The sequence below is a fragment of the Curtobacterium sp. AC273 genome (genome assembly GCF_979253735.1).
This window is the reverse complement of sequence record NZ_CEEDDU010000009.1, coordinates 61,946-84,623: the sequence shown is the minus strand read 5'-3', so window position 1 is coordinate 84,623 and position 22,678 is coordinate 61,946. Positions and strand designations below refer to the sequence as shown.

Here is a 22,678-nt window from a genome sequence, read left to right as displayed (position 1 = left end):
AGCGGTCGGCGTCGACATCGTCAGTCCCGGAGGAAGTCGGCGATGGGGGTCGCCCCGGTGTTGAACCGGATCGTCTTCCCGATGGTCGCGTCGCTCCCGAGGGCGTCGGCGACGACGTGCGCGACGTCCCCGCGCGGCACCTCGGTCGCGGAGCCGTCCCAGTCGACCGACCCGGTGGGCTCGTCGTCGGTCAGGGTGCTCGGCGCGACGACCGTCCAGCCGAGGCCGGAGTCGCGGAGCACGGCGTCGGCGATCATCTTCGACTGCGCGTAGGCGAAGAAGTCGTTGTCCTGCGGCACCCCGTGGTCGAGGACGGACCCGGACCAGGACACCATCACGTAGCGGTCGACGCCGGCCTTCGCGGCACCCTGCACGGACAGGATCGCGGCGTCGCGGTCGATCGCCCAGGTGCGGTCGGCGGATCCCCCACCGGCGCCCGCCGACCAGCGACGGCGTCGTGCCCGTGGATCAGCTCGGCGAAGTCGGTGAGCGTCTGCTGTTCTGGATGTCCGCCACGTGCGGCTCGCCGCCGTGCGCGCGGATCTCGTCCGCCTGGTCGGCGCTGCGGATGACGGACGTGACCGTGTGGCCGCGGTCGGTGAGGATGCGGGTGGCGAGGAGTGCGACCTTGCCGTGGCCGCCGAAGAGGATGACGTTGCTCATGCGGCGGACGCTACTCGGGCGCCTCAGCAGACCGGGTGACGCCGTGCAGGTGACCGGGTGACGGACTGGAGGCGCGTGACGGCGCCGCCACGCGCCTCCAGGCCGGGGTGGGTCACCTCAGCCGACCCGCCGGCGCTGCACCAGGGTCGCGGCGCCGAAGGCGACGAGCAGGATCCCGACGCACCAGGCCAGGGCGACCCACAGGTCGGCGTCGAGCGCCTCGCCGGCGAACAGCGCGCGGATCGAGTCCACGATCGACGTGACCGGCTGGTGCTCCGCGAACCAGCGGACCGGACCGGGCATCGTGTCCGTCGGCACGAACGCGGAGCTGATGAACGGCAGGAAGATCAGCGGGTACGAGAACGCACTCGCACCGTCCACCGACTTCGCGGACAGGCCCGCGACGACCGCCACCCAGGTGAGGGCGAGCGTGAACAGCACCACGATCCCGAGCACGGCGAGCCACGCACCGATGCCGGCGCTGCTCCGGAAACCCATCAGCAGGGCCACCCCGACCACCACCGTGACCGACACCAGGTTGGCGACGAGCGAGGTGAGGACGTAGGCCCAGAGCGACGCCGCACGGACGATCGGCATCGACCGGAACCGTTCGTCGATGCCGGCCTGCAGGTCGAGGAACAGGCGGTACGAGGTGTAGGCGACGCCCGACGCCACCGTGATCAGCAGGATCCCGGGGAGCAGGTAGTCGACGTACGAGGCGGTGCCGGTGTCGATCGCGCCACCGAAGACGTACACGAACAGCAGCAGGAAGGCGATCGGCATCACGGCGGTGGTGATGATCGTGTCGGGGCTCCGCCAGACGTGCTTGAGGGAGCGGCCGGTCAGGACGGCGGTGTCGTGGATCGGGTGGGCGAACATCACGCGACCTCCTTCCGGTGTGCGGCGGTGGCGGCCGGGCTGGTCGTGGCGGCCGGGCTGGTCGTGCCGGTCGGGCTGGTCGTGCCGGTCGTGCCGGTCGTGCCGGTCGTGCCGGTGCCGGTGCCGCTGCCGATGACGGCGAGGAAGACGTCCTCGAGCGTGGGCTGCTTCGCGACGTACTCGACCCGGGCGGGCGGGAGCAGCCGCTGGAGCTCGGCGAGCGTGCCGTCGGCGATGATCCGGCCCTGGTGCAGGATCGCGATGCGGTCGGCGAGCTGTTCGGCCTCGTCGAGGTACTGCGTGGTGAGCAGCACGGTCGTTCCGCCGGCGGCGAGGGCTCGGACGGCGTCCCAGACCTCGAGCCGGGCCTCGGGGTCGAGGCCGGTCGTCGGTTCGTCGAGGAACACCACCTGCGGGTCGCCGATCAGGCTCATCGCGATGTCGAGCCGGCGCCGCATCCCACCCGAGTAGGTGCCCGCCCGGCGCGAGCCGCCCTCGGTGAGGGAGAACCGCGCGAGGAGCTCGTCGGCGGTGCGGCCGGCGTGCGGGAGGTGGCGGAGGCGGGCGACGAGGACCAGGTTCTCGCGGCCCGTCAGGACCTCGTCCACGGCGGCGAACTGGCCGGTGAGGCTGATCGCCTCGCGGACGGCACCCGCCTCGGTGGCGACGTCGTGCCCGCCACCGTGGCGCTGCCACCGGTTGCCTTCGCGAGGGTCGCCAGGATGCGGATCGCGGTGGTCTTGCCGGCGCCGTTCGAGCCGAGCAGGGCGGTCACGGTGCCGGCCGCGACGTCGAGGTCGACGCCGCGGAGGACGTGCAGGTCGCCGAAGGACTTCTCGAGCCCACGGACCCGGATGGCTGCGGTCATCAGCTGCCCTGTTCCCGATCGGCTTCGCCGATCGCGTCGACGAGGCGCTGCTGCTCCTTGCTGAGCCACGAGCCGAGGCCGTAGTTCGCCTTGAAGTCCTCGGCGAACGCGATCGGGTCGTCACCGACGACGGTGCGGACGCTCGTGCCGTCCGCGGCGCTCTGCTCGAACAGGTCGGCGAGGTCGTCGAGCATCCGCATGAGCTGGTCGCCGTCGCTCGGGCCGGTGTACATGAGGTAGCGCTCGATGCCGTCGACGGCGGTGCGGTGGCTCGTCGGCAGTGATGCCGTCCGGGCCTTGTACGCCCGCCAGCGCTTCTTGTCGCCGATGAGCTTGGTCGTGATGTCGGAGATCGAGATGGCCATGGTCAGTCCTGTCCTGTGTCGTTCTGGTGCTTGCAGGTGGTCGAGTCGCTCGCTGAGGAAGGCCCAGGCCCGCCAGAAGTCGTCGAGCTGCTCTCGGCCGTGGGCGTTCAGGGTGAACACCTTCCGGGGTGGCCCCTTCGGAGGGGACCTTCTCGACGTCGACGAGGCCGCGCTGCTCGATGCGGACCAGCAGGGCGTAGATCGCGCCCTCGGCGATGTCAGTGAAGCCCTGCTCACGGAGCGAGGCGGTGATCTCGTACCCGTGGGCCGGTCGGCCGACGAGCACGGCGAGGACGATCCCCTCGAGGATGCCCTTGAGCATCTCGGTCTCCTGCTTGGGCATGCGTGCCTCCTGCGGTGCTACTCAGTGTTGCTGACTACCGGTACATAGTAACGCTGAGTACCAGGGGCGCAAGAGTACTTTCCGAACGGACACGACAAGGAGCGACGATGAGCAAGAAGAACGAGCAGCACACCCTGGTCCGCACGCTGGTGCTGGGCATCCTCAGTGGCGGTCGGAGCGCCACTCCGCTCGCCGTGATGGCGTTGAACCACGACCGCTCCTCGCTGAAGGGCTCGTGGCAGGACTGGAAGGTCTTCAGCACGCCGCTCGGCCGCGGCCTGCTCGTCGCGTCCGCCGTCGGCGAGCTCATCGGCGACAAGCTCCCGAAGACCCCGAGCCGGATCTCCCCCGCCGGACTCGTCGGTCGGATCGCCTCCGGTGCGCTCGCCGGACAGCGCTCGGCACCACCGGGAAGCGCGACCTCCGCATCGAGGGCGCGATCCTCGGCGGCGTCGGGGCGATCGTCGGCTCGTTCGTCGGATGGGGCGTCCGCAAGGCCGTCGGCGGTGCCACGAAGCTGCCCGACCCGGTCGTCGCGCTCGCCGAGGACGCCGCGACCATCGCCGGCTCCGTGAAGGTGATCACAGCGGACTGAGCGCGGGTCGTTCCGGGCGTACTCGGTGTTTTCGGGCATAGGAGGTCGGAACTTCCGACCTCCTACGCCCGTTTAGACCTTCCATCGCGGGGGTGATGGGAGAGAACGACCGCCAAGCAGGCACCGGTGCGGCCTCCCTCGTCCAGCGGCCCCGGCCTAGCGTGGCGGCATGCGCATCGTCGTCATCGGAGCCACCGGCCACATCGGCACGTTCCTCGTCCCCCGCCTCGTCCGCGCCGGCCACGAGGTCGTGACCATCAGCCGCGGCACCCGGACCGCCTACGTCGACGCCCCCGAGTGGCAGCAGGTCGAGCAGGTCACCGCCGACCGCGAGCAGGAGGACCGCGACGGCACGTTCGGCGACCGGATCGTCGGGCTCCGCGCGGATGCCGTCGTCGACCTCGTCTGCTTCACGCTGTCGTCCGCTCAGGCCCTCATCACCGCGCTCCGAGGCACGGACACCCACCTCGTGCACTGCGGCTCGATCTGGCGGGCCGGCGTCTCGCACGTCGTGCCGATCACCGAGGAGAACGCGACGCCTCCCTTCGGCGACTACGGCGTGCAGAAGGACGCCATCGCCCGGATGCTCAAGGAGGAAACCGCCTCGGGTGGTCTCGTGACGACGTCGATCCACCCCGGCCACATCAGCGGCCCGGGCTGGATGCCGATCGGGCCGCTCGGCAACCTCGACCCAGCCGTCCTCACCGCGCTGTCCGCCGGCACGCCTGTCGCCGTCCCCGGTCTCGGCGCCGAGACGATGGCACACGTCCACGCGGACGACGTCGCGCAGGCGTTCCAGCTCGCGGTCGAGCACCGCGATGCCGCGGCGGGCGAGGACTTCTTCATCACGGCCCCGACCGCACTCACCGTCCGCGGGTACGCCCACCTGGCAGCGTCGTGGTTCGGCCAGGAGGCGCGGCTCGAGTCCGTCTCGTGGGACCGGTTCCGCGAGACCACGGCTCCGGAGCACGCCGGTGCCAGCTGGGAGCACCTGTCGCGCAGCCAGGTGTTCAGCACCGAGAAGCCCCGCCGGCTGCTCGGCTACGAGCCCGGCTTCACGGCCGAGGAGACCGTGCTCGACGCGGTCCGCTGGCCTCGTCGACCACGGCGAGCTCGACGTGGCCGGCCCGCTCGTCGCCTGACCGCGGCGCCGGCGCGGTATCTCGGGGTCAGGCGGCGGGGGCGCCGTCGTTCACGGCGGCGAGCCCGTTGAGCGTCCGGGGGTAGCCGAGCCACGGCACGAGCACCGTGAGCACGTCGAGCAGGTGCTGCCGGGTGTTGCCGACCCGCAGGTTCGCCGCGACGTGGCTCCGCGCCTGGGCGTCGGCGCCGCCGAGCGCGACGAGCATCGCGAACGTCAGGAGCTCTCGCGTCCGCAGGTCGAGCCCGGTGCGGCCGACGGTGTCGCCGAAGCAGTTGCCGGACAGGAACCGCTGGAAGTGGACGGTGTCCGCCGCGGCGTTCTCGTAGAGCGAGTCGACGACGTCCGGCCCGACGACCGCGCCCTGCACCTGGCGACCCCGCTCGAGACGGTCGTCCGGCGTGGTGGTCGACTGGCCCGGGAGCGGCAGGGTGACTCCGGCGGGCGGTGAGCACCTCGTTCGTGGTGGCGAGGAAGTCCGTGGCGCGGGCGAGTCCGACGTAGGCGACGGCCTGGTACACGACCTCCTTCGCCTCGATCGGGGTGACGGTGTCGTCGAGCGCGCGGTCGAGCAGGTCCCCGAACGCCGCCCGGGCCCCCGTCGCGACGACCGCTCCGAGCTGCACGACGAACCGGTCGTGCGCGCTGAGGGACGCGTGCTGCAGGGTCTCGTCGGCGAACGCGGCGGAGTACTGGGCGAACTCGGGATCGGTCTCGGTGAAGCGCATGCCCCCGACGCTACGACCGTCAGGGGCGTCGAGGGAGGTGTTGTCCTCACCCTACTCCCCGGCCCACGCTGGCGCACGGCCGGCGTGGTCAGTACGCGGAAATACCAGACAACATCGGAGGCAACGTGCGCAACCTCGTCACCGGCATCCCGTTCGCCTGCGTCGTCAGTGTGGCCCTGGTGTCCCTCGGCGCGGTCGTCGTGACCCAGCCCGCGACCGGAGGGTCGTGGATCTCCCACCTGGTCGCTGCCGTCGCACTGTTCGCCGCGATCGTCACCACAGGCACCGCCATCCGCCGCCGCGGTCGTGGTCGGAGTCGGTGATCAGCGCTCGGTCGAGCCCACCACGAGACCCCGGCGTCGGTGCACGGCCCACACCGTCACGGCGAACCCCATCAGCACCGCCCCGCCCACGGTGACGGCTGTCCACCCACCGGCGTTCCACAGCACCGACGCGACGGCCGAGCCGATGGCACCCCCGATGAAGTTGCCGGTGACGAACGCGGTGTTGAGCCGGCTGCGTGCCGCGGGGTCGATCGCGAAGAGGCGGGTCTGGTTGAGCACGTTCGCGGCCTGCACGCCGACGTCGAGCAGGACCACCGCGACCAGGACGACCACGATCGAGCGGGCGCCGATGCCGGCGATCACGAGGGACACCAGCACGAGCACGAGTGCTGCTCCGCTGACCGGCACGGAGAGGCCCCGGTCGTGCAGTCGCCCGACCCGCTGTGCCGCGACGGCGCCGGCGAGTCCCGCCAGCCCGACGAGCCCGATCGCCGTCGTGGAGTAGCCGAAGGGCTCCGCGCTGAGCAGGAACGTCAGCGCCGTCCAGAACATCGTGAACACCGCGAAGACGGTGGCGCTGATGACGAGGGTGACCTGCACCGAGCGGTAGCGCCCCGACGGCGCGGAACACCGACAGGATCAGCGCCGGGTAGGGCACCCGGTCACGGCGCTCGAGCTCGGGGATCACGCGGCGTAGCAGGACCGCGAACACCAGAGCGGCCACCGCCGCGAGCACGTAGATGGCACGCCAGCCGAACGCGTCGGCGACGATGCCGCTCACCGTGCGGGAGACCAGGATGCCGGTGAGGACGCCCGAGGCGATCGTGCCGACCACCCGGCCGCGTTCCGCCGGGTCGGCCAGGTCGCCGGCGAGGGGGATGAGCAGTTGCCCGGCGACGGTCGTCAGCCCGACCAGGGCGAGGGCGACCAGGAGCGTGGTGAAGGTCGGGGCCACGGCGGCCCCGAGCAGGGCGAGCGCGGACGCGACGAGCACCACCGGTACGAGGCGGCGCCGGTCGAGGACGTCGCCGAGCGGCACCACGAGCAGGATGCCGAGGGCGTAGCCGACCTGGGTGAGGGTGACGAGGAGCCCGGCGACGGCGGTGGAGGTGTCGAGCGACCGGGCGATGTCGTCCAGGAGCGGCTGCGACCAGTACAGGTTGCCGACGGCGGCGCCACCCGCGACGGCGAAGAGGAGGGTTCGCCCGCGGGTCATCCCCGCGCCGGACGTCATCGTCGCCGCCGGAACAGTTGTGCGATCTGCCACGGGCCGGGTGCGAGCCGGACGGCCGCGTCGTCGAGGATCCGCGCTTCACGCTCGCGGTCGCGGGTCAGCTCGTGGAGCTCTTGCTCCGCTGCGATGCGGAAGCGCAGGCGGGCGGCGAACGACGAGGGCGCGGCCGGCGCGGTCGTACGGATCGATCCCGTGTCGTTCATGCGTCCTCTGATGTGGAGAGGGCGGCCGCCCGTGCCGACTCGGTCGCCACCAGGTTCGCGAGCAACTGGAGCCGTTCCTCCGACGGCGACCCCGGTTCGGCGCTGTAGACGACGAGCGTCAGCCCGGTGTCGGTCACGAGCTCCATCGCCTCGTACGTCAGGTCGAGGTCGCCGACCTCGGGGTGGTGCACCCGCTTCTGACCTGTCCGGTGTCGTGTGACGTCGTGCGCCGCCCAGCGCTGCCGGAACTCCTCGCTGCGGGTGGACAGCTCGCCGATGAGGTCGCTGAGCCCCTTGTCGTACGGGGTCCGGGCGGCCTCGGCGCGCAGCACCGCCACCATGTCGCTCGCGACGACGTCCCAGTCGAGCCAGAACTCCCGACCGCGGGGGTCGAGGAAGGCGAACCGGGCCGAGTTCGGTGTGCCGGACGGCGCGAGGAACAACGGCGAGTACAGCGCCCGTGCCAGGGCGTTGCCGGCGAGGAAGTCGGATCGACCGTTCCGCACCCACGCGGGCGCGGTCATCGAGTCGAGCACGCGCTGCACGTTCGGCCGGACCTTCGAGGTCGTCGTCCGGCGGCGGGTGGTGGCCGAGGCGTTCTGCGTCCGGGCGAGGTCGAACAGGTGCGCGTGCTCGGCGTCGTCCAGCCGGAGGGCTCGGGAGAGCGACTCGAGGACGCTCTCCGAGACGCCGGTGAGGTTCCCGCGTTCGAGTCGGACGTAGTAGTCGACGCTCATCCCGGCGATGAGAGCGAGCTCCTCGCGACGGAGTCCCTTGACGCGTCGGGCAGCGCCCCCGAAGTCGGGCAGCCCGACCTGCTGCGGCGTGAGGCGCTCGCGGCGGGTGCGGAGGAAGTCCCGCACTTCTTCGGTCGTGTCCATGGCTCCACGGTAGGTCCGATCACCTGCGCGGAGCAGGGGTTGCTGGTACCCGTCAGCACCGGGTGGCCGGTCGTAGCGTCGTCGGCATGGACACTCTCACCCTCAACAACGGACTGCAGATCCCCGCGATCGGGTTCGGCGTCTTCCAGAGCGCACCCGAGGAGACCGTCGACGCCGTCCGCACGGCGCTCGAGACCGGGTACCGCCACATCGACACCGCTGCCGCGTACGGCAACGAGCGCGAGGTCGGCGAGGGCATCCGCGCCTCCGGCGTCGACCGTGACGACATCGTGCTCGAGACGAAGATCTGGGTCTCGGACTACGGGTACGACGAGACGCTGCACGCCTTCGACAAGGCCACCGGCAAGCTCGGGTTCGACACCGTCGACGTGCTGATCCTGCACCAGCCCGCACCGGATCGGTTCGAGCGGACGGTACAGGCGTACAAGGCCCTCGAGACGCTGTACGCCGACGGCCGGGTCCGGGCGATCGGCGTGAGCAACTTCATGCCGCACCACCTCCGCTCGCTGCTCGAGCAGACGGACGTCATCCCGGCGCTCAACCAGATCGAGCTGCACCCGTACTTCACCCAGCCGGACGTCCAGCGCGCGGATGCCGAGCACGGGATCCTCGACCAGGCGTGGTCGCCCATCGGTGGGATCACCTTCTACCCGGGGTGGGGCGACGAGCGGGTCAGCGTGATGGACGACCCGACGATCCGCCAGATCGCCGAGGCGCACGGCAAGACGCCGGCGCAGGTGATGCTCCGCTGGCACGTGCAGCAGGGCCGGAACGCGATCCCGAAGTCGACGAACCCGGGGCGGATCCGCGAGAACTTCGACGTCTTCGACTTCGCCCTGTCGGACGACGAGCTCGCGCGGCTGGACGCCCTCGACACCGGTCGCCGGAACGGGCCAGACCCGGACGGGGCGGACACGAGCCGCTTCGAGCGGGTGATCCCGGAGGCCTGACGCGACCACAGGGCGGGACGGGAGGCGCGGTGCCAGCTGGCACCGCGCCTCCCGTCTGTCGTGGGGTCACGACCACCGCCTCAGGCGGAGTGCGCGCGCTCGCTCCGCGATCCGCTCCGTCGCCGCCCACGAGGCGAGCACCCGCAGGGCGTCCGCGGTGGGCGATCCCGGCGTCGCCGGGTAGATCGTCAGCGCCAGCCCGGGGTCCTCGGCGAGCTCGAGCGTCTGGAAGTGCAGTTCGAGGTCCCCGACCACCGCGTGGTGGAAGGACTTCACGCCCGCGTAGTGCCGCCGCACGTCGTGGGACGCCCAGAGCTCCCGGAAGTCGTCGCTCCGCATCGACAGCTCCCCGATGAGCGCCGCGAGCTCGCGGTCGTTCGGGGTCCGACCCGCCTCGCGACGCAGGATCGCCACGTTCGTGTGCGCCGCCCGCTGCCAGTCGCGGTAGAAGTTCCGCGCCTGCGGGTCGAGGAAGATGAACCGCGCGAAGTTGAGCGGGCGGGCTGGCGCGTCGACGAGGTCGGAGTGCATCGCGTAGCCGAGCGCGTTGGCGGCGACGATGTCCTGCCGGTTGTTGACGATCATCGCCGGAGCGTCGGTGACGACGTCGAGCAGGTACCTGGAACTCGGGTCGGACGGCCGCCACCGGGGTGACCCGGGCGGCTCGTCGCGGGGTCGCGTTCTGGTGCCGGGCGAGGTCGCGCAGGTGCTCGTGCTCGGCGGAGTCGAGCTGCAGTGCACCGGCGATGGCATCGAGCACGCTGTCCGAGACGCCCTGCAGGTTCCCCGCTCGAGCCGTGTGTAGTAGTCGATGCTCACGCCGGCGAGCCGGGCGACCTCCTCGCGCCGGAGTCCGGTCACGCGGCGACGGGTGCCGAACGTCTCGACGCCGGCCTGCTCGGGGGTGATGCGTGCGCGACGACCGGAGAGGAAGTCGCGAGCTTCGTCGCGGTGGTCCATGCCGTCACGGTACTTCCGTGGGGTGCGCGCGAGCGAGGTGCTGCCAGAACCCCGGTCAGCGCAGCACCGGTCAGCTGCTCGCGAGGGGGACGGACACGATCCGGTCGTCGCCCTCCGTCGGGTCACCGCGGCCGTCGGTGTTGTTCGTGACGAACCAGAGCGCGCCCTCCGGCCCCTCCAGCACGGTGCGGATGCGCCCGAAGTCCCGCGCGAAGTACTCGGTCGACGTCGTCGGGTCGTCCGCCAGGATCCCGCGCACGACCTCGCCGCGGAGGTTCGCGATGAACACGGTGTCGTCGATGACGGTGAGGCCGCTCGGCGAGGCGTCGTCGGTGGACCACTGCTGCACCGGGTCGACGAACCCCTGGTCCGTGCCACCGGTGCCCTCGACCTCGGGCCAGCCGTAGTCCTTCCCCGCTCGATGACGTTGAGCTCGTCCCAGGTGTCCTGCCCGAACTCCGAGGCGAACATCGTGCCGTCGGCGGTCCACGCCATGCCCTGCACGTTCCGGTGCCCGAGGCTCCAGACCGGCGAGCCCGGGAAGGGGTTGCCACCCGGCACGTCGCCCTCCGGGGTGAGCCGGAGGATCTTGCCTGCCAGGGAGTCGCGATCCTGCGCGTCCGACCCGGTGCCGGCGTCGCCGACGCTCGCGTAGAGCATCCCGTCCGGGCCGAAGGCGATGCGGCCGCCGTTGTGGAAGCTGTTCGCCGGCAGGCCGTCGATGACGGTCGTGGCGTCGCCGAGGCCGTAGGAGCCGGTGCTGCCGGTGAGTTCGTACCGCTGGATCCGGTTGCCGTCGTCGGCGGTCGAGTACACGAACAGGTCGCCGTCGTGCAGCGCGAGGCCGAGCAGGCCGCCCTCGCCGCCGTGGCTGACCCCGTCGACGGTGCCGACCGTGCGCGTCTTCCCCGAACCGTCCAGCTCGAGCACCTGCGCCGAGTCGCGTTCGCTGATGAGGGCCTCCCCGCCGTCGCCGGTGCGGACGACCGACCACGGTGCGTCGAGCCCGGTCGCGATGTCGGTCGTCTCCGCCGCCCGGACGGGAGCTGTCCGGCCGCCGGGGCGGTGGGGTCGGCGCTCGCCGACGGGGCGGTCGTGGCGTCCGCGGTGCCCTCGAGCGTCCGGGCCGAGTCGTCCGAGCAGCCCGCGAGGACGAGCACGGCGGCGGCGGCCAGGCCCGCTCCGGTCAGGATGCGGTCGCGAGCGCGGTGCGGGGTGGTGTCCACGGTGTTCCTCCCGGGTCGTTGCGTCGATTGCACACGTCGCACTCGGGAAAGGCCTGGATCCGCACCGCTGCTGGGGGTTCCGTCGTCCCCTCCCTCGGCCGCACGGACGGGCCTACCGTCGGGGACATGCAGATCCAGCCGAAGCAGCCCACCGTCAAGAACCCGCCCGAGCAGTTCACGGGCGACGTGTACCTGGACGCCATCGCCGCACCGCAGGAGCCCGGGCAGACCATGACCGTCGCCAAGGTCCGGTTCCTGCCCGGTGCCCGCACCGCGTGGCACTCGCACGCCAAGGGGCAGACGCTGCACGTGACCGAGGGCGTGGCGCGCATGGGCACGCGGGACGGCGGCGTGCTCGAGGTGCAGGCTGGGCAGACCGTGTACACGCCGGCCGGCGAGGAGCACTGGCACGGCGCGACGCCGACGGACTACATGGAGCACCTCGCGATGCTCGACTCGGCCGACGACCCGGCCACGACCACCACCTGGCTCGAGCACGTGAGCGACGAGGAGTACACCGCATGACCACCATCGCCATCGTCGGGGCCGGCAAGGCCTCGGCCTCGCCGTCGCCGAACCGTTTCGGCCGCGAGGGCTTCTCGATCGCCCTCCTCTCCCGCAACCAGTCCCGGCTCGACGAACTCGCCCGTTCGCTGCAGGACCGCGGGTACGAGGCCGCCGGCTTCGCCACGAACGTCCGCGACCAGGACTCCCTCCGGGCCGCCCTCGAACGCGCGACCGAGCAGCTCGGCCCGATCGAGGTGCTGCAGTAGCCGAGTCCGCTGCCCGCGAAGGAGTACATGCGACCGGTGCTCGAGACGACGGCGGACGACCTGGTCGGTCCGATCGAGTTCTCGGTGTACGGCTCGGTCACCGCGGTCCGGCAGGTGCTGCCCGGCATGCGCGCGCTGGGGCACGGCACGATCCTGTTCGTGAACGGCGGCAGCGCCGTCCGTCCGGGCGCCCGGGTCACGGGCACGTCGGTGGCGTTCGCGGGCGAGAGCGCGTACGCCCAGCTCCTGCACGACGCCGTCCGCCCGGAGCAGGTGCACGTCGGCCAGCTCATCATCCCGTTCGGGATCGACGACGGGCAGCCGGAGCACTCCGGCGAGTCGATCGCGGACCGCCTCTGGGCGATCCACACGGAGCGCGGCGACTTCCGCATTACGCGGAGCCGCTCCCCGAGTGAGTCCGCGCTGACGCGCCTGGAGGCGCGTGGCGGGTCCGCCCCGCGCCTCCCGGTCCGCCGATGGGTCGCCGGACACAGCCGTCGTGCCCGGGTCGTCCGCCGAACGGTCGCCCTCTCAGCGTGGGCACGTGGATCCGGAGACCTTCGACGGCACGGCCGGCATCGCCCTGCTCGTCCTGCTGCCGGCGTCCGTCCTGTTCGCCGCGGCGGCGATCCGTCGCGTGGGACCGCCACGCTGGGCGTGGGCGTTCTTCGTGCTCGGCGTCGTCGGGGTCCTCGTCCTGCTGCACCTCGCCGGGCAGGTGCGGTACGAGGTGGACCCGCCGCCGCGAGCCGGGTGGGCCTTCTTCCAGTTCGTCGGACTCGGCCTCGGCCGGGTCGGCGTCGCGGTGAACGCCGTGGCCGCGACCGTGTGGTGCGTGCTGCGGCCGGCGCCGTACCACGAGCGACTCCCCCCGTCGTGAGACGCGGCTGCTCGTCGCCGCGTACACGGCGATGGCCGTCGCGACCGCTGTCCCCGCGGGGTGGTGGGGCGCCGGCCTCGGAGTGGTGCCGCCGGTCGTCGAGCTGCCCGTCGTGCTCGCGGCGGCAGGGTTCCTGACGACGGCGCTCACGATGCGGTGGCGTCGTCTCCGCACGGTGGCCGAGGACGACCGCCCGTCGATCACGACCCTGTGGCCGGCCGACGCCGTGGTGGCCGTCTGGCTCGTCGGAGCGCTCGCCGTGGGGCCGCTGTTCGCCGGCAGCGGGTTGCCGGAGGGGACGCGGGCACCGGTGGCGGAGCCGGAGCCGTCGTCGACGTGGACGCTCGAGCCCGAGTGGCCCGGGCCGACCCCCGCCGACGCGACGACCCTCGACGCCGCCGGGATCGAGGCGGGGACGCGTGCGCTGCTCGAGGACACGGTCCGCTGGGCCGGTCCGTTGGACGACCTGTCGTCGCCGACGCCCGCGCGGGCCGAGGCGCCGCCGGTGGTCCTGACGGAGCAGGTGTGCGACGGCGGCGGTCGGCGGTGGACCGGGTCGCTCGTGCTGCCGACGGTCCGTCCGCAGGACCTCGCGCCGCGCGTCCTCGACGGCTGGCACGACGCGGGCTACGCGCCGATCGACCGGGCGATGGGGACCGACCTGGTCGGGCCGCTGCACGCCGACGCCGCGGTCGAGCGGATGCGCCTCGGGGGCGGTACCGACGGCGTGCACGTCGCCGTCGAGTCGTTCTGCACCACCGGCTGAGGCGATGCGCACCGCGTGGCCGAGCCGGCGTGCTGCCCCGTCAGCGGACGCGGGGCGTGCCGGAGGCGAGCCGGTCCCAGTGCCGGTGCCGTGCCTCCAGGGCGGTGCGCTGCTCGTACGCGAGCCGAGCCGTCCCGCGGTCCGGGCTGAGGGCGGAGTGGGCGACACGGGCCGCCCGTGTCTCGCTCCACCGGAGCAGGGCGAGTCCGAGGCGGTGTGCGGTCCGTTCGAGCGGGCCGACGTGGTCGAGGTGGAGTGCTGCGCTCATGATCCTGGCGTTCGTCGTCGAAGACGGGTACCGCCGCGAGGCGGATGAAGACGCGGCTCGTGTCCGCGTCGGAGTCGTCGTCGAGCACGTGACGGCGCCGGAACGAGTCGACGAGGGCGTGGACGCCGTCCATCAGCTCGGTGAGTTCCTCGGGGCGCAGTCGCATGATCGCGACCGAGAGGTCGCTGGCGTCCCGCCAGCCGGGGGACATCGTCTCCTGGTCGCGGGCGATGAACTCGCGGATCATCTGCTCCGCGAACTCGTTCGACCCGGTCGCGATGAGGCGGGCCGCGGCGATGCCGGCGGGGGTGTCCCCGACGTTCGTCTGGACGGCGACCGGGGTGCGCCGCCACCAGCGCTCACGACCGTTCCCGCGGCCGACGATCTCCTCGATGAAGCCGTGCTTCTCGAGTTGGCGGAGGTGGTAACTGGTCGAGCCGGTCGACTCACCGACCCGATCGGCCAGGCTCGTCGCCGTTGCGGGTCCGTGCGCGGCGAGCTCGTTGAAGAGCTGCGTGCGCAGTGGGTGGTTCAGCGCCTTCATCGACGGGAGGTCGAGGACGCGTGCTTCGGGAGCCATGCGTTGAGCGTACGACTGCAAAGAACTCTTTGCAAGCAGATGTTTGCAACTGCTTCTTTGTGGTTGCCCGCCGCTAGCGGGATGCCTCCGTGATCGCCGTGGCCATCGCTCGTGCGACGCCGACGTTCGTGGTTGCGGTCCCGTGGATCCCGTCCGGCGACGTGCCGCGGACCCAGGCGCCGTCGTGCTGGCGGAACGCCGTGAACGGGTCCGTGTACGACCAGCCGTGCTCGGCCGCATCGCGCTCGAGTGCTCGGCTGAGGACGACCTGGCCCGTGCGTCGGTCGGCGCCCCCACCGGCTGGTCGTCCAGTCCGACGGCGGACCGGCGACGACCAGGACGTGCTCCGCGCCGACCCTCCGGACGACGGCGTCGACGTTCGCGATCGTCGTCGCGGTGGGGACGGCCTGGTTCACGTCGTTCGTGCCGAGTTCCACCACCAGGACGTCGGCGTCGTGCACCGGACCGATCTCGGCGAGCACCTGGTCGGCCCGGTACCCGCTGTGCGCGTAGCCGCCGACCGCGTGGAACTGCGTGTCCGGCTCGAGTGCGTACAACCACGAGTCCGGTCGCGCCGTGATGGAGTCGCCCGCGTAGGCGAACGTGATCGCCCCCGATCGGTCGCCGGACCCGAGCGGTCCGGAGACGACCTGCTCGCGGACGGGGACCCGGGCGTCCGAGTGGACGTCGGTCCGGGTGTCCGCGCGGGCGTCCGCGTGCTCGACCCGTGCCGGTGCCCCCGCGACGGCCACCGCACGGGTGCTGCTCACCACCGGAGCGGTGTGCGTGGAGACGACGAACGACCCGACCGCGACGAGGCAGGCGGCGGAGACGGTGCTCGCGAGCAGTGCGCGGCGACGAGTGGTGGACACGACTCCAGGTATCCCGCGGATCGCGTGCCGGTACCAGACCCCAGACCTGGGGAACCGGACGGTTCGCTGTGGGTCCTCGTGGTCGTTCCCAGGTCCGCCGGGCGCTGCTCCGCCGATCCCTGCTCGTCCGGTCCCCCCTCCCCTGGTCACAGTGAGCGACGGACCGCGACCCGACGCCCGCGTCCCGCCGTCAGCCAGGTGCCCGCCGTCACCAGGATCGGCAGACCGAGGGCCAGGAGCGCGAGGACGGGCCAGTCCGCGACGAACGGCATGTGCGACGCACCGGCCGGACCACTCGTGAACCGCAGGGTGAGCGCCCGGATCGGCAGCAGTCCCAACAGGGTGCCGATCACCGCGCCGACCGTGGTGAGGATCGCCGCCTGCCACGCGGACACCCGACGGCGGAGCACCGGAGCAGCCCCCACCGCGTCGAGGACCTCGTCGTCACGGCGTCCGTCCGACCGGGCGAGGCCGATCGCGACCGCGGTGGCCCCGATCGTGACGGCCGCCGCCAGTGCGAGGACGAGCGCCTTCACGATGCCCTGGGCATCCACCGGACCGGCTTCGTAGGCGAACGTCGGCCCGTACCAGCGGTCGCGGTCAGCGCCGCCACGGCTCTGCCACGCGGACGACAGCTCGTCCCACTGAGCGGGTGTGAGCTCGCCGGGGAGCTTCGTCACGAGCATCCCGGCGACTGCGGGGACCCGATGGCGTTCGGCGGTCTCCGGGGTCACTGAAGACGCCCACCTCGATGCGGGGCGACTGCACGTCGAGCACGGCGGGATGGTCGTCGAGGCGTCCGGCCGCGGGCGGTGGTGATCGTCGGCGACTCCCAGGTCCGGTCGCGGAAGGTGTCGAGGCGGACCACGCCGTCGTGCGCGTACTCCGGCCAGAGCGAGACGGCCTTGCCCGAGGCCAGGGCGTCGCGGACGGTCGCCGACGGCCGGTGCCCGGTCAGCACGGCGTAGTCGTCGACCGTGCCCGTCCAGATGTGCGGCGCCGAGCTGTCCTGGCGGACGTGAGGTACCGCGAGCAGGACGTGGTGTCGTTCGTCGGACACTCCTTGCCGACCCAGTCGTGCGGCACGGTGATCGTGGTCGGTTCGTCGCCGGCCTGCTCCGCGACCACGCCGAGGACCCGGATGCGGTCGTGGCGGAGCACCCCGGACGCGATCTTCGCGGCCCGGGCGGTGAGCTCGGCGTCGTACCCGCTGGACGTCCCCTCGTCGCCGGAGACCGAGACGTCGGCGGTGGCCACGCCCACGGCGGTCCGGTACTCGTAGTCGCGGACGAACTGCGCGTGCGCCGAGGCGCTCCACGTGATCGCCACGGACGCGACGAACACCACGCTCATGACGCTCGCGAGCACCGGCACCGTGCGCACCGGGTTGCGGCGCGCATCGCGTGCGGCGAGCCGTGCGGACAGGCCGAGGCGCGTCGAGGCCTTGGCGACGAGTGCGAGCAACCACGGCGAGCACATCGCGACCCCGAGCTGCATGAGGCACGGTCCGATCGCGACGCCGGCACCGACCACCCACACCAGCTCGTCCTCCTGCACGGGGCGGTCGTCGAGCAGCAGCACGCCGACCCCGCAGGCCAGGGTCATCAGGGCGCCCGCGACGATCAGCACCGGAGCCCAGATCCGTCGGCGGCGTTCGGCGCGCGGGTTCGCCGCCGCCGGGCGCAGGGACCCCCGGAGGGCCGGCGAGCACGTTGATCCTCGTGGCGGCACGCGCGGCGACGAGGGCGGACACCAGGCCGGCGAGCACCCCCGCCGCCCTGATCGACAGCAGGAGCGGGAGGGGCACGTGCAGACCGGGCCAGGTCCCGACGTTGCCGTTGTCGATCAGGCGGAACGCGACGACCCCGATCCCCGTGCCGAGCCCCACGCCCAGCACGGCGCCGGTCGCCCCGAGCAGCGAGCCCGGAGCCGGCGACGATCGTCCGGACGAACCGCCGGTCGCCGCCGACGCTCGTGACGATGGCGTACGAGCGGGTGTCGGCGCGGGTCCCGACCAGGAACGCGGCACCGGCCAGCAGCGCCACCTCGAACATCGCGAAGACGCCGAGGAGCGCGAGGGCGCCGAGGAACCAGCCGATCTGCGAGCCCACCTGGCCACCGCGGAGTCGTGCGTCCGGCGGGTCGAGCACGACCGGCCGGGACTCCACGACGACCCCGTGCTGGTTGAGCTGTCGGATCTCCGACCACGTCGGAGCGTCCGAGGGCAGGTACACGGTGACGTCGGTGGTGCCGGTACGGTCCGCGCCCGTCGTCGTCGACAGGGTGGTCCCCCACGGCAGGAACACGCCCTGCGCGTCCGGGTCGGACGCTGCGTCACGCATCGTGCCGGTGATCGTGAGGCGCTTCGTCACGGGGTCGGTCAGGTCGACCGTGTCACCGATGGACGCGCCGAGGCGCTGGAGGGTCGCCGGGGTGACCATGAGTTCGTCGCGGGTGGTCGGGGCGGCCCCGTCGAGCACGTGCCAGTGCCCGTCGAGCACCTTCGACCACGCCGAGCCCTCGACCGCCGTGATGCCGATCGGCCCCTTCGGTCCGGCGAGCACGACCGACGACGAGCCCACGGGGATCGACAGCGCGCCCGCGGGCACGTGGTCGAGCACGTTCGCGGACCGCTCGTCGCCGTTCGCCTTCGCCGCGGGGCTCCCCCGTTCCGACTCGGTGTACTGCCAGTTCACGGGGTCCTGGCGCATGCCGCGGAGGTCCGGACCGGCGATGCGCATCTGGCCGGCCGCGTGCCCGAGGTCGTAGCGCAGCTGCTCCGTGGAGGTGGCCTGCGTCGACTGCACCACGATCGAGGCCGCGGTGAACCCGGCGGTCGGGATGCCGATCAGCGCGACGATGAGCGCCGCACGACCGACCTTCGCGAACGCCAGCCGTCGCCCGAGCCGCAGCGCCGGACGGATCGCGAACGGCGTCCGGACGCGGTCGCGCCGATCGGTCCGCGCGCGCGCCGGGCGACGTCCGGACCGGCGGTCGGCGCGCCGTGCGCCGGAGTCACCCGTCCGGGCCGGATCGGCGTCGGCGGTGCGCCGACGCGCGCTCACGACGCGGCTCGGTCCGCGAGTGCCATCTCCACGCCCGAGTACACGGTCTCGTCGACCACGCGGCCGTCCCGCAGGAAGACGATCCGGTCCGCCCAGGCAGCGTGCCGGGCGTCGTGCGTCACCAGGAGCGCACCCGCCCCGGCGTCGACGTGCCGGCGGAGCATCCGCAGCACGACCTCGCCCGTCTGCGAGTCGAGGGCGCCGGTCGGCTCGTCCGCGAGGACCAGGCGGCGCTCGCCGACCACGCCCCGGGCGATCGCCACGCGCTGCTGCTGGCCGCCGGACAGGTCGTCCGGGAACGCGTCGGCGCGGTGGCCGAGTTCGACGTTGTCGAGCGCGAGCTCGGCGGCGCGGCGGGCCTGCGAGGCCTTCCACCCGTCGAGCTCGAGCGGCAGGGCGACGTTCTCGACCGCGGTGAGCGAGGGGATCAGGTTGAAGTCCTGGAACACGAAGCCGATCAGTCGGCGTCGCAGCGCTGCGAGTTCCTTGGCCGGCCGGTCGGACACGAAGGTGCCGTCGATGAGGACCTCGCCGCTGGTCGGCGGCAGCAGGGTGCCGGCGCAGGCGAGCAGCGTCGACTTGCCCGAGCCCGAGGTGCCCATCACCGCGACCATCTCGCCGCGGCGGATCTGCAGGTCGATGCCGGCGAGTGCGGTGACGGCCTTCGACCCCGTGCCGTACTGCACGCTCACCGCGTCTAGCTCGAGGAGCGGTGCCGCGGCGTTCACCGTGCGCTCCGGACGGTCGCGTCGGACACGGCTGCGTCCGGGGTCGGCGACGGGTGCTCGTCCGGTCGGTACCGGGCGACGCTCGACTCCACGTGGTCGAGCCAGCGGACCTCGGCCTCGGCCTGGAACAGCATCGACTCGAGGACGAGCGACCACGCCAGGTCCGACGCGGGGTCGGACGTGCGCTTCAGTCGGGTCAGGTCCTGCAGGGTTCCGGACGGCTGCCGTCCGCTGCACCTGCACGAGGTGCGCCACGTCGACGCCGGGCACCGTGACCGCCAGGGCGAACTTGATCGCGAGCTCGTCGCGCCCACGCTTCGCGGGCACCGGCTCGCTGAACCAGCGTGCGACCTCGTCGCGGCCCGTGTCGGTCGCCGTGTAGACGACGTGTCCGTCGTCGTCGGTGTCGCCGCGGGCCACGAGGCCGTCGCGTTCGAGACGGTCGAGCGTCGTGTAGACCTGGCCGATGTTGAGGGCCAGGGTCCCGCCGGTGCGGTGCTCGAACTCTCCCCGGAGCTGGTACCCGTACCCCGGTCCCCCCACCAGCAGCGCGAGTACGCCCATCCGTACGCTCATCGTCTTCCCCCCGTCGTGGCCGCCGTGACCATACCGAGTATGCCCATACCCGGTATGCAAGCCACCAGCAGCAGACGGACGGGAGGCGCGGTGCCAGCTGGCACCGCGCCTCCCGTCCGTCCTCCGGTCGCCTCCGCGACCCGGGGTCAGCTGCCCAGCTTCGACAGCTCCTCGAACTCGTCGTCTGTCAGTTCGACCGTCGCGCCCGACAGGTTGTCCTCCAGGTGAGCGACGCTCGAGGTGCCCGGGATCGGCAGCATGACGGGCGAGCGCTTCAGCAGCCAGGCCAGCGCGAGCTGCGCCGGGGTGGCGCCCTTGCGCTCGGCGATCTCGGTGAGGGGCGAGTCCTCGCCGGTGAGCCCGCCGGTCGCGAGCGGGAACCACGGGATGAACCCGATGCCCTGCTGCTCCGACCAGTCGAGGAGCTCCTCGGCGTCACGCTTCTGCAGGTTGTACAGGTTCTGCACCGTGACGATGGTCGCGATCTCCTGCGCGGCCTTCACCTCGTCGACGGAGACCTCGGAGAGCCCGATGTGGCGGATCTTGCCCTCGTCCTGCAGCTTCTTCAGCTCGCCGACCTGGTCCTCGAGCGGGACCTTCGGGTCGATGCGGTGCAGCTGGAACAGGTCGATGCGCTTCGAGGCCGAGTCGGCGGAGGCTTCATCTCGGCCTCCTGGCGGAGGTACTCCGGACGGCCGACCGGCGGCCAGACGTTCGGGCCGGTACGGGTGAGGCCGGCCTTGGTGGCGATGACGACGTCGTCGCCGTAGGGGTGCAGGGCCTCCTTGAGGAGTTCCTCGGCGACGTAGGGGCCGTACGAGTCGGCGGTGTCGAAGAAGTCCACGCCGAGCTCGACGGCACGCTTGAGCACGCGGATCGCCTCGTCGTGGTCCTTCGGCGGTCCCCAGACGCCGGGGCCGGTGAGCTGCATGGTGCCGTAGCCGAGGCGGTGGACCTCGAGGTCCCCACCGATGCGGAAGGTGCCGGATGCGGCAGCCGGACGGTTCGTGGTGTCGGTACCAGTGGTCATGACCCCGGTCTCACGCCGTTCCCGTCGCCGCTTTCTGAGTCGCTGTCCCCCGGGTGCCGCCAGGTCGAACCACCTTTCCGACATCGAACCGACCCCGGCGCGCGGTTCGACGTCTGAAACGTGGTTCGACGCGGCTGCCCGATCCGTCAGGGCTTGCGCGGGTACGGGGTCTCGCCCCGCTCCAGGCCGCCGACGAGCTTCGTCAGCCGGTTCGTCCGTGCCGTGGCGCTCGGCGCGGTCATCGATCCGGTGCACGACGGCGTACCGGTTCGTGGCGTCGAGTTCGGCGAAGAGCGCCGCAGCGGCCGGCGAGGCGTCGAGCGCGGCCCGCAGGTCCTCCGGCACGGCGGCCGTGGCGGCCCCGGCGTAGGCGCGGTCCCACCGGCCGTCGCCCTTCGCCCGGTCGATCTCCGCCTGGCCCCGATCCCGCATCCGTCCCTCGGCGACGAGCGTCGCCACGAGGCCGATGTTGCGCTGCGACCACAGCGAGGCCTTCCGCCGCGGGGTGAACCGCTGCCGGAACGTCGCCTCGTCGCGGCCGCGCTTCTGCCCGTCGATCCAGCCGGAGCAGAGCGCCTCGTCGAGCGCCTGGTCGTAGTTCAGGGTCGTCGGCTCCGTGGTGCCCTTCTTCGCGAGCACGAGCCACACCCCGTCCGGTTCGCCCTCGTGGGCATCGAGCCAGGCGCGCCACGCTGCGGCGTCCGGTACCACGAGGTCGTCGGCGTCCATGCGGTCATCGTAGAGACGACCCACCGCGGTCGTGACCGACGAGCCGGGCGTCCGCCGCGCCTCCAGGCCTGGCCGTCCGCGGCGAGATCGCACTCCCGCGGCCGATCGGCCCGCCGGTGGCCGCCGGAGTGCGATCTCACCCACCGGGATCGCGCCGCCGGGGGCCGCCCGGGGCCGGCGGGGCCGTCGCGCCCGTCAGACCCAGTGCGGCTGCGCCAGCATCCCGTCGGGTCCGCCTGCTCGGCGATCCGGTGCAGCCGCGAGGTGTTCACGTCGAAGTAGTCCGCCGGGTCCGTGATCGCCGCGTCGCAGTAGTTGGCGTACGCCGCGTCCCCCCACGCCGGCCCGCATCGCCTTCCGGAACGCCCGCACGTACGCGTCGAAGGGGGCCGGGTCCGCTCCGTCGGCGAACACCGCCGTGTACTGCACCGTCATCAGCGCTGACCGCCACGGGAACGCGGAGTCGGTCCGGCCGACCTCGGACACCACGCCGCCCAGGGCGTCGAGCGCGACCCCGCCCTCCCGGTTGCCGGCCACGTCGCCAGCAGCAGCGGCGTGCTCCACGAGCGTGTCGATCTGCGCGTCGGTGAGCTTGGCGTTCCCGATGGACGAGGTCGCGGCCTCCGACACGCGCTGCGGCTTGCCGGCGAGCGCGGACATCGCGGCGCCGTACGTCATCTCCTTGGCGGTGTGGGCGAGCGGCTCGCTCCGGTTGCCTGGATGAAACCGTCGACGCTGGTGTCCGCTCCGGTCTTCGCTCCGGTCCAGACGCCGGTGACGGTGACGGTGGGCGACGTGTGGCGCGTGCCGTTCAGCAGCTTGAGCGTCGACCACAACTGCCGGTCGGCGGTGGGCGCCCAGTCCTGCCAGGCGCGCACCACGGCAGCGGCGGCCGACCACGCGAAGGTGATGGTGAAGAGCAGGACGGGAGGCGCGGCCTGCGTCCGGTAGGTCAGCGCGGTCACGACGCCGACGGTCCCCACCCCCGCCGCCCCGGCACGCCCAGAACAGGTCCGGGTCCGCGGTCGCCGAGACCTCGTGCACGGTGCCGTCCGGCGTGACGACGGTCG

General features: G+C 72.4%; 24 protein-coding genes and 8 pseudogenes. 7 read left to right on the top strand and 25 right to left on the bottom strand.

Annotated features, from left to right (window positions below; translation table 11 throughout):
- Positions 1 to 20: 20 nt before the first annotated feature.
- The 6 genes and pseudogenes from ACZ8AI_RS15285 to ACZ8AI_RS15260 all read right to left on the bottom strand — a co-directional run.
- Positions 21 to 380: an NAD(P)H-binding protein gene (locus ACZ8AI_RS15285; RefSeq protein ID WP_464859228.1), complete on the bottom strand. Its 360-nt coding sequence runs from the start codon at positions 378 to 380 to the stop codon at positions 21 to 23.
- 88 nt (positions 381 to 468) lie between these two features.
- On the bottom strand, positions 469 to 663 hold the full coding sequence (locus ACZ8AI_RS15280) for an NAD(P)H-binding protein (protein ID WP_464858903.1): 195 nt from the start codon (positions 661 to 663) through the stop codon (positions 469 to 471).
- 117 nt (positions 664 to 780) lie between these two features.
- Positions 781 to 1,542, bottom strand: a complete 762-nt coding sequence (locus tag ACZ8AI_RS15275) for an ABC transporter permease (protein ID WP_464858902.1) — start codon at positions 1,540 to 1,542, stop codon at positions 781 to 783.
- Positions 1,542 to 2,410, bottom strand: a pseudogene (locus ACZ8AI_RS15270) (ABC transporter ATP-binding protein). Before ACZ8AI_RS15270 ends, ACZ8AI_RS15275 begins: the two are co-directional and overlap by 1 nt.
- Positions 2,410 to 2,775 (bottom strand): DUF1048 domain-containing protein, encoded by a 366-nt coding sequence (locus tag ACZ8AI_RS15265; protein WP_464859227.1) that lies wholly within the window; start codon positions 2,773 to 2,775, stop codon positions 2,410 to 2,412. Before ACZ8AI_RS15265 ends, ACZ8AI_RS15270 begins: the two are co-directional and overlap by 1 nt.
- 30 nt (positions 2,776 to 2,805) lie before the next feature.
- Positions 2,806 to 3,118, bottom strand: a pseudogene (locus ACZ8AI_RS15260) (PadR family transcriptional regulator); the annotation flags it as partial.
- Between the two features lie 107 nt (positions 3,119 to 3,225).
- Between ACZ8AI_RS15260 and ACZ8AI_RS15255 the strand changes: the two are divergent.
- Together ACZ8AI_RS15255 and ACZ8AI_RS15250 are read left to right on the top strand one after the other, a co-directional pair.
- On the top strand, positions 3,226 to 3,693 hold the full coding sequence (locus ACZ8AI_RS15255) for a hypothetical protein (protein ID WP_464858901.1): 468 nt from the start codon (positions 3,226 to 3,228) through the stop codon (positions 3,691 to 3,693).
- 189 nt (positions 3,694 to 3,882) lie between these two features.
- Complete coding sequence (locus ACZ8AI_RS15250; protein WP_464858900.1) at positions 3,883 to 4,926, top strand: NAD-dependent epimerase/dehydratase family protein; 1,044 nt, start codon at positions 3,883 to 3,885, stop codon at positions 4,924 to 4,926.
- Here ACZ8AI_RS15250 and ACZ8AI_RS15245 read toward each other — a convergent pair.
- Complete coding sequence (locus ACZ8AI_RS15245) at positions 4,883 to 5,224, bottom strand: carboxymuconolactone decarboxylase family protein (RefSeq protein WP_464858899.1); 342 nt, start codon at positions 5,222 to 5,224, stop codon at positions 4,883 to 4,885. The genes ACZ8AI_RS15250 and ACZ8AI_RS15245 overlap by 44 nt on opposite strands.
- Positions 5,225 to 5,375: 151 nt before the next feature.
- A pseudogene (locus ACZ8AI_RS15240) lies at positions 5,376 to 5,582 on the bottom strand (carboxymuconolactone decarboxylase family protein); the annotation flags it as partial.
- A 125-nt stretch (positions 5,583 to 5,707) separates the two neighbouring features.
- On the opposite strand from ACZ8AI_RS15240, the gene ACZ8AI_RS15235 reads away from it, so the two are divergent.
- Positions 5,708 to 5,905 carry a hypothetical protein gene (locus ACZ8AI_RS15235; protein ID WP_464858898.1) on the top strand — a complete coding sequence of 66 codons (198 nt, stop codon included), beginning with the start codon at positions 5,708 to 5,710 and terminating at the stop codon, positions 5,903 to 5,905.
- Here the strand turns inward: ACZ8AI_RS15235 and ACZ8AI_RS15230 are convergent.
- From ACZ8AI_RS15230 to ACZ8AI_RS15220, 3 genes are read right to left on the bottom strand one after another with little or no spacing between them, the layout of a single operon-like run.
- Positions 5,856 to 7,082 (bottom strand): MFS transporter, encoded by a 1,227-nt coding sequence (locus ACZ8AI_RS15230; protein WP_464858897.1) that lies wholly within the window; start codon positions 7,080 to 7,082, stop codon positions 5,856 to 5,858. The two genes, ACZ8AI_RS15235 and ACZ8AI_RS15230, sit on opposite strands and share 50 nt — an antisense overlap.
- Before the next feature lie 14 nt (positions 7,083 to 7,096).
- The gene (locus tag ACZ8AI_RS15225; protein ID WP_464858896.1) at positions 7,097 to 7,303 is read right to left on the bottom strand and encodes a hypothetical protein; all 207 of its coding nucleotides are present in this window, start codon (positions 7,301 to 7,303) and stop codon (positions 7,097 to 7,099) included.
- A complete protein-coding gene (locus ACZ8AI_RS15220; protein ID WP_464858895.1) occupies positions 7,300 to 8,184 on the bottom strand; it encodes a helix-turn-helix domain-containing protein in 885 nt (294 codons plus the stop codon). The genes ACZ8AI_RS15225 and ACZ8AI_RS15220 overlap by 4 nt, the downstream gene beginning before the upstream one ends.
- Before the next feature lie 86 nt (positions 8,185 to 8,270).
- Between ACZ8AI_RS15220 and ACZ8AI_RS15215 the strand changes: the two genes are divergently transcribed.
- Complete coding sequence (locus ACZ8AI_RS15215) at positions 8,271 to 9,155, top strand: aldo/keto reductase (RefSeq protein WP_464858894.1); 885 nt, start codon at positions 8,271 to 8,273, stop codon at positions 9,153 to 9,155.
- Positions 9,156 to 9,221: 66 nt separating this feature from the next.
- On the opposite strand, the pseudogene ACZ8AI_RS15210 reads toward ACZ8AI_RS15215, so the two are convergent.
- Positions 9,222 to 10,115 (bottom strand): annotated as a pseudogene (locus tag ACZ8AI_RS15210) (helix-turn-helix transcriptional regulator).
- Positions 10,116 to 10,185: 70 nt separating this feature from the next.
- Positions 10,186 to 11,069 (bottom strand): annotated as a pseudogene (locus tag ACZ8AI_RS15205) (PQQ-dependent sugar dehydrogenase).
- Between the two features lie 398 nt (positions 11,070 to 11,467).
- On the opposite strand from ACZ8AI_RS15205, the gene ACZ8AI_RS15200 reads away from it, so the two are divergent.
- The 3 genes from ACZ8AI_RS15200 to ACZ8AI_RS15190 all read left to right on the top strand — a co-directional run bounded on the left by ACZ8AI_RS15200 (position 11,468) and on the right by ACZ8AI_RS15190 (position 12,994).
- On the top strand, positions 11,468 to 11,866 hold the full coding sequence (locus ACZ8AI_RS15200; RefSeq protein WP_464858893.1) for a (R)-mandelonitrile lyase: 399 nt from the start codon (positions 11,468 to 11,470) through the stop codon (positions 11,864 to 11,866).
- Positions 11,863 to 12,114 carry an SDR family NAD(P)-dependent oxidoreductase gene (locus ACZ8AI_RS15195; RefSeq protein WP_464858892.1) on the top strand — a complete coding sequence of 84 codons (252 nt, stop codon included), beginning with the start codon at positions 11,863 to 11,865 and terminating at the stop codon, positions 12,112 to 12,114. The genes ACZ8AI_RS15200 and ACZ8AI_RS15195 overlap by 4 nt, the downstream gene beginning before the upstream one ends.
- Before the next feature lie 544 nt (positions 12,115 to 12,658).
- A complete protein-coding gene (locus ACZ8AI_RS15190; protein WP_464858891.1) occupies positions 12,659 to 12,994 on the top strand; it encodes a hypothetical protein in 336 nt (111 codons plus the stop codon).
- Positions 12,995 to 13,621: 627 nt separating this feature from the next.
- Here ACZ8AI_RS15190 and ACZ8AI_RS15185 read toward each other — a convergent pair.
- From ACZ8AI_RS15185 to ACZ8AI_RS15130, 12 genes and pseudogenes are all read right to left on the bottom strand, one after another.
- The gene (locus ACZ8AI_RS15185) at positions 13,622 to 14,608 is read right to left on the bottom strand and encodes a helix-turn-helix domain-containing protein (RefSeq protein ID WP_464858890.1); all 987 of its coding nucleotides are present in this window, start codon (positions 14,606 to 14,608) and stop codon (positions 13,622 to 13,624) included.
- Positions 14,569 to 15,480: an SGNH/GDSL hydrolase family protein gene (locus tag ACZ8AI_RS15180; RefSeq protein WP_464858889.1), complete on the bottom strand. Its 912-nt coding sequence runs from the start codon at positions 15,478 to 15,480 to the stop codon at positions 14,569 to 14,571. The genes ACZ8AI_RS15185 and ACZ8AI_RS15180 overlap by 40 nt, the downstream gene beginning before the upstream one ends.
- A 146-nt stretch (positions 15,481 to 15,626) precedes the next feature.
- Positions 15,627 to 16,214, bottom strand: a complete 588-nt coding sequence (locus tag ACZ8AI_RS15175; protein WP_464858888.1) for an FtsX-like permease family protein — start codon at positions 16,212 to 16,214, stop codon at positions 15,627 to 15,629.
- Positions 16,211 to 16,441 carry a hypothetical protein gene (locus ACZ8AI_RS15170; protein ID WP_464858887.1) on the bottom strand — a complete coding sequence of 77 codons (231 nt, stop codon included), beginning with the start codon at positions 16,439 to 16,441 and terminating at the stop codon, positions 16,211 to 16,213. The genes ACZ8AI_RS15175 and ACZ8AI_RS15170 overlap by 4 nt, the downstream gene beginning before the upstream one ends.
- Complete coding sequence (locus tag ACZ8AI_RS15165) at positions 16,435 to 17,109, bottom strand: hypothetical protein (RefSeq protein WP_464858886.1); 675 nt, start codon at positions 17,107 to 17,109, stop codon at positions 16,435 to 16,437. Before ACZ8AI_RS15165 ends, ACZ8AI_RS15170 begins: the two co-directional genes overlap by 7 nt.
- Complete coding sequence (locus ACZ8AI_RS15160; RefSeq protein WP_464858885.1) at positions 17,103 to 18,545, bottom strand: ABC transporter permease family protein; 1,443 nt, start codon at positions 18,543 to 18,545, stop codon at positions 17,103 to 17,105. The genes ACZ8AI_RS15165 and ACZ8AI_RS15160 overlap by 7 nt, the downstream gene beginning before the upstream one ends.
- Complete coding sequence (locus tag ACZ8AI_RS15155) at positions 18,542 to 19,273, bottom strand: ABC transporter ATP-binding protein (RefSeq protein WP_071291033.1); 732 nt, start codon at positions 19,271 to 19,273, stop codon at positions 18,542 to 18,544. The genes ACZ8AI_RS15160 and ACZ8AI_RS15155 overlap by 4 nt, the downstream gene beginning before the upstream one ends.
- Positions 19,274 to 19,678: 405 nt before the next feature.
- Positions 19,679 to 19,837, bottom strand: a pseudogene (locus tag ACZ8AI_RS15150) (PadR family transcriptional regulator); the annotation flags it as partial.
- A 158-nt stretch (positions 19,838 to 19,995) separates the two neighbouring features.
- A pseudogene (locus ACZ8AI_RS15145) lies at positions 19,996 to 20,879 on the bottom strand (aldo/keto reductase).
- Positions 20,880 to 21,025: 146 nt separating this feature from the next.
- Positions 21,026 to 21,608, bottom strand: a pseudogene (locus ACZ8AI_RS15140) (YdeI/OmpD-associated family protein).
- A gap of 195 nt (positions 21,609 to 21,803) precedes the next feature.
- Entirely contained in the window at positions 21,804 to 22,286 is a 483-nt protein-coding gene (locus ACZ8AI_RS15135; RefSeq protein WP_464859269.1) for a hypothetical protein, read from the bottom strand.
- Positions 22,283 to 22,573: a hypothetical protein gene (locus tag ACZ8AI_RS15130; protein WP_464859268.1), complete on the bottom strand. Its 291-nt coding sequence runs from the start codon at positions 22,571 to 22,573 to the stop codon at positions 22,283 to 22,285. Before ACZ8AI_RS15130 ends, ACZ8AI_RS15135 begins: the two co-directional genes overlap by 4 nt.
- Between the last annotated feature and the right edge of the window lie 105 nt (positions 22,574 to 22,678).

What these genes read in the sequence shown, in the direction of transcription:
- ACZ8AI_RS15280 (WP_464858903.1), bottom strand. Translation starts at nt 663, where the DNA reads ATGAGCAACGTCATCCTCTTCGGCGGCCACGGCAAGGTCGCACTCCTC.
- ACZ8AI_RS15275 (WP_464858902.1), bottom strand. Translation starts at nt 1,542, where the DNA reads ATGTTCGCCCACCCGATCCACGACACCGCCGTCCTGACCGGCCGCTCC.
- ACZ8AI_RS15265 (WP_464859227.1), bottom strand. Translation starts at nt 2,775, where the DNA reads ATGGCCATCTCGATCTCCGACATCACGACCAAGCTCATCGGCGACAAG.
- ACZ8AI_RS15255 (WP_464858901.1), top strand. Translation starts at nt 3,226, where the DNA reads ATGAGCAAGAAGAACGAGCAGCACACCCTGGTCCGCACGCTGGTGCTG.
- ACZ8AI_RS15250 (WP_464858900.1), top strand. Translation starts at nt 3,883, where the DNA reads ATGCGCATCGTCGTCATCGGAGCCACCGGCCACATCGGCACGTTCCTC.
- ACZ8AI_RS15230 (WP_464858897.1), bottom strand. Translation starts at nt 7,082, where the DNA reads ATGACCCGCGGGCGAACCCTCCTCTTCGCCGTCGCGGGTGGCGCCGCC.
- ACZ8AI_RS15225 (WP_464858896.1), bottom strand. Translation starts at nt 7,303, where the DNA reads ATGAACGACACGGGATCGATCCGTACGACCGCGCCGGCCGCGCCCTCG.
- ACZ8AI_RS15220 (WP_464858895.1), bottom strand. Translation starts at nt 8,184, where the DNA reads ATGGACACGACCGAAGAAGTGCGGGACTTCCTCCGCACCCGCCGCGAG.
- ACZ8AI_RS15215 (WP_464858894.1), top strand. Translation starts at nt 8,271, where the DNA reads ATGGACACTCTCACCCTCAACAACGGACTGCAGATCCCCGCGATCGGG.
- ACZ8AI_RS15200 (WP_464858893.1), top strand. Translation starts at nt 11,468, where the DNA reads ATGCAGATCCAGCCGAAGCAGCCCACCGTCAAGAACCCGCCCGAGCAG.
- ACZ8AI_RS15195 (WP_464858892.1), top strand. Translation starts at nt 11,863, where the DNA reads ATGACCACCATCGCCATCGTCGGGGCCGGCAAGGCCTCGGCCTCGCCG.
- ACZ8AI_RS15185 (WP_464858890.1), bottom strand. Translation starts at nt 14,608, where the DNA reads ATGGCTCCCGAAGCACGCGTCCTCGACCTCCCGTCGATGAAGGCGCTG.
- ACZ8AI_RS15135 (WP_464859269.1), bottom strand. Translation starts at nt 22,286, where the DNA reads ATGACGTACGGCGCCGCGATGTCCGCGCTCGCCGGCAAGCCGCAGCGC.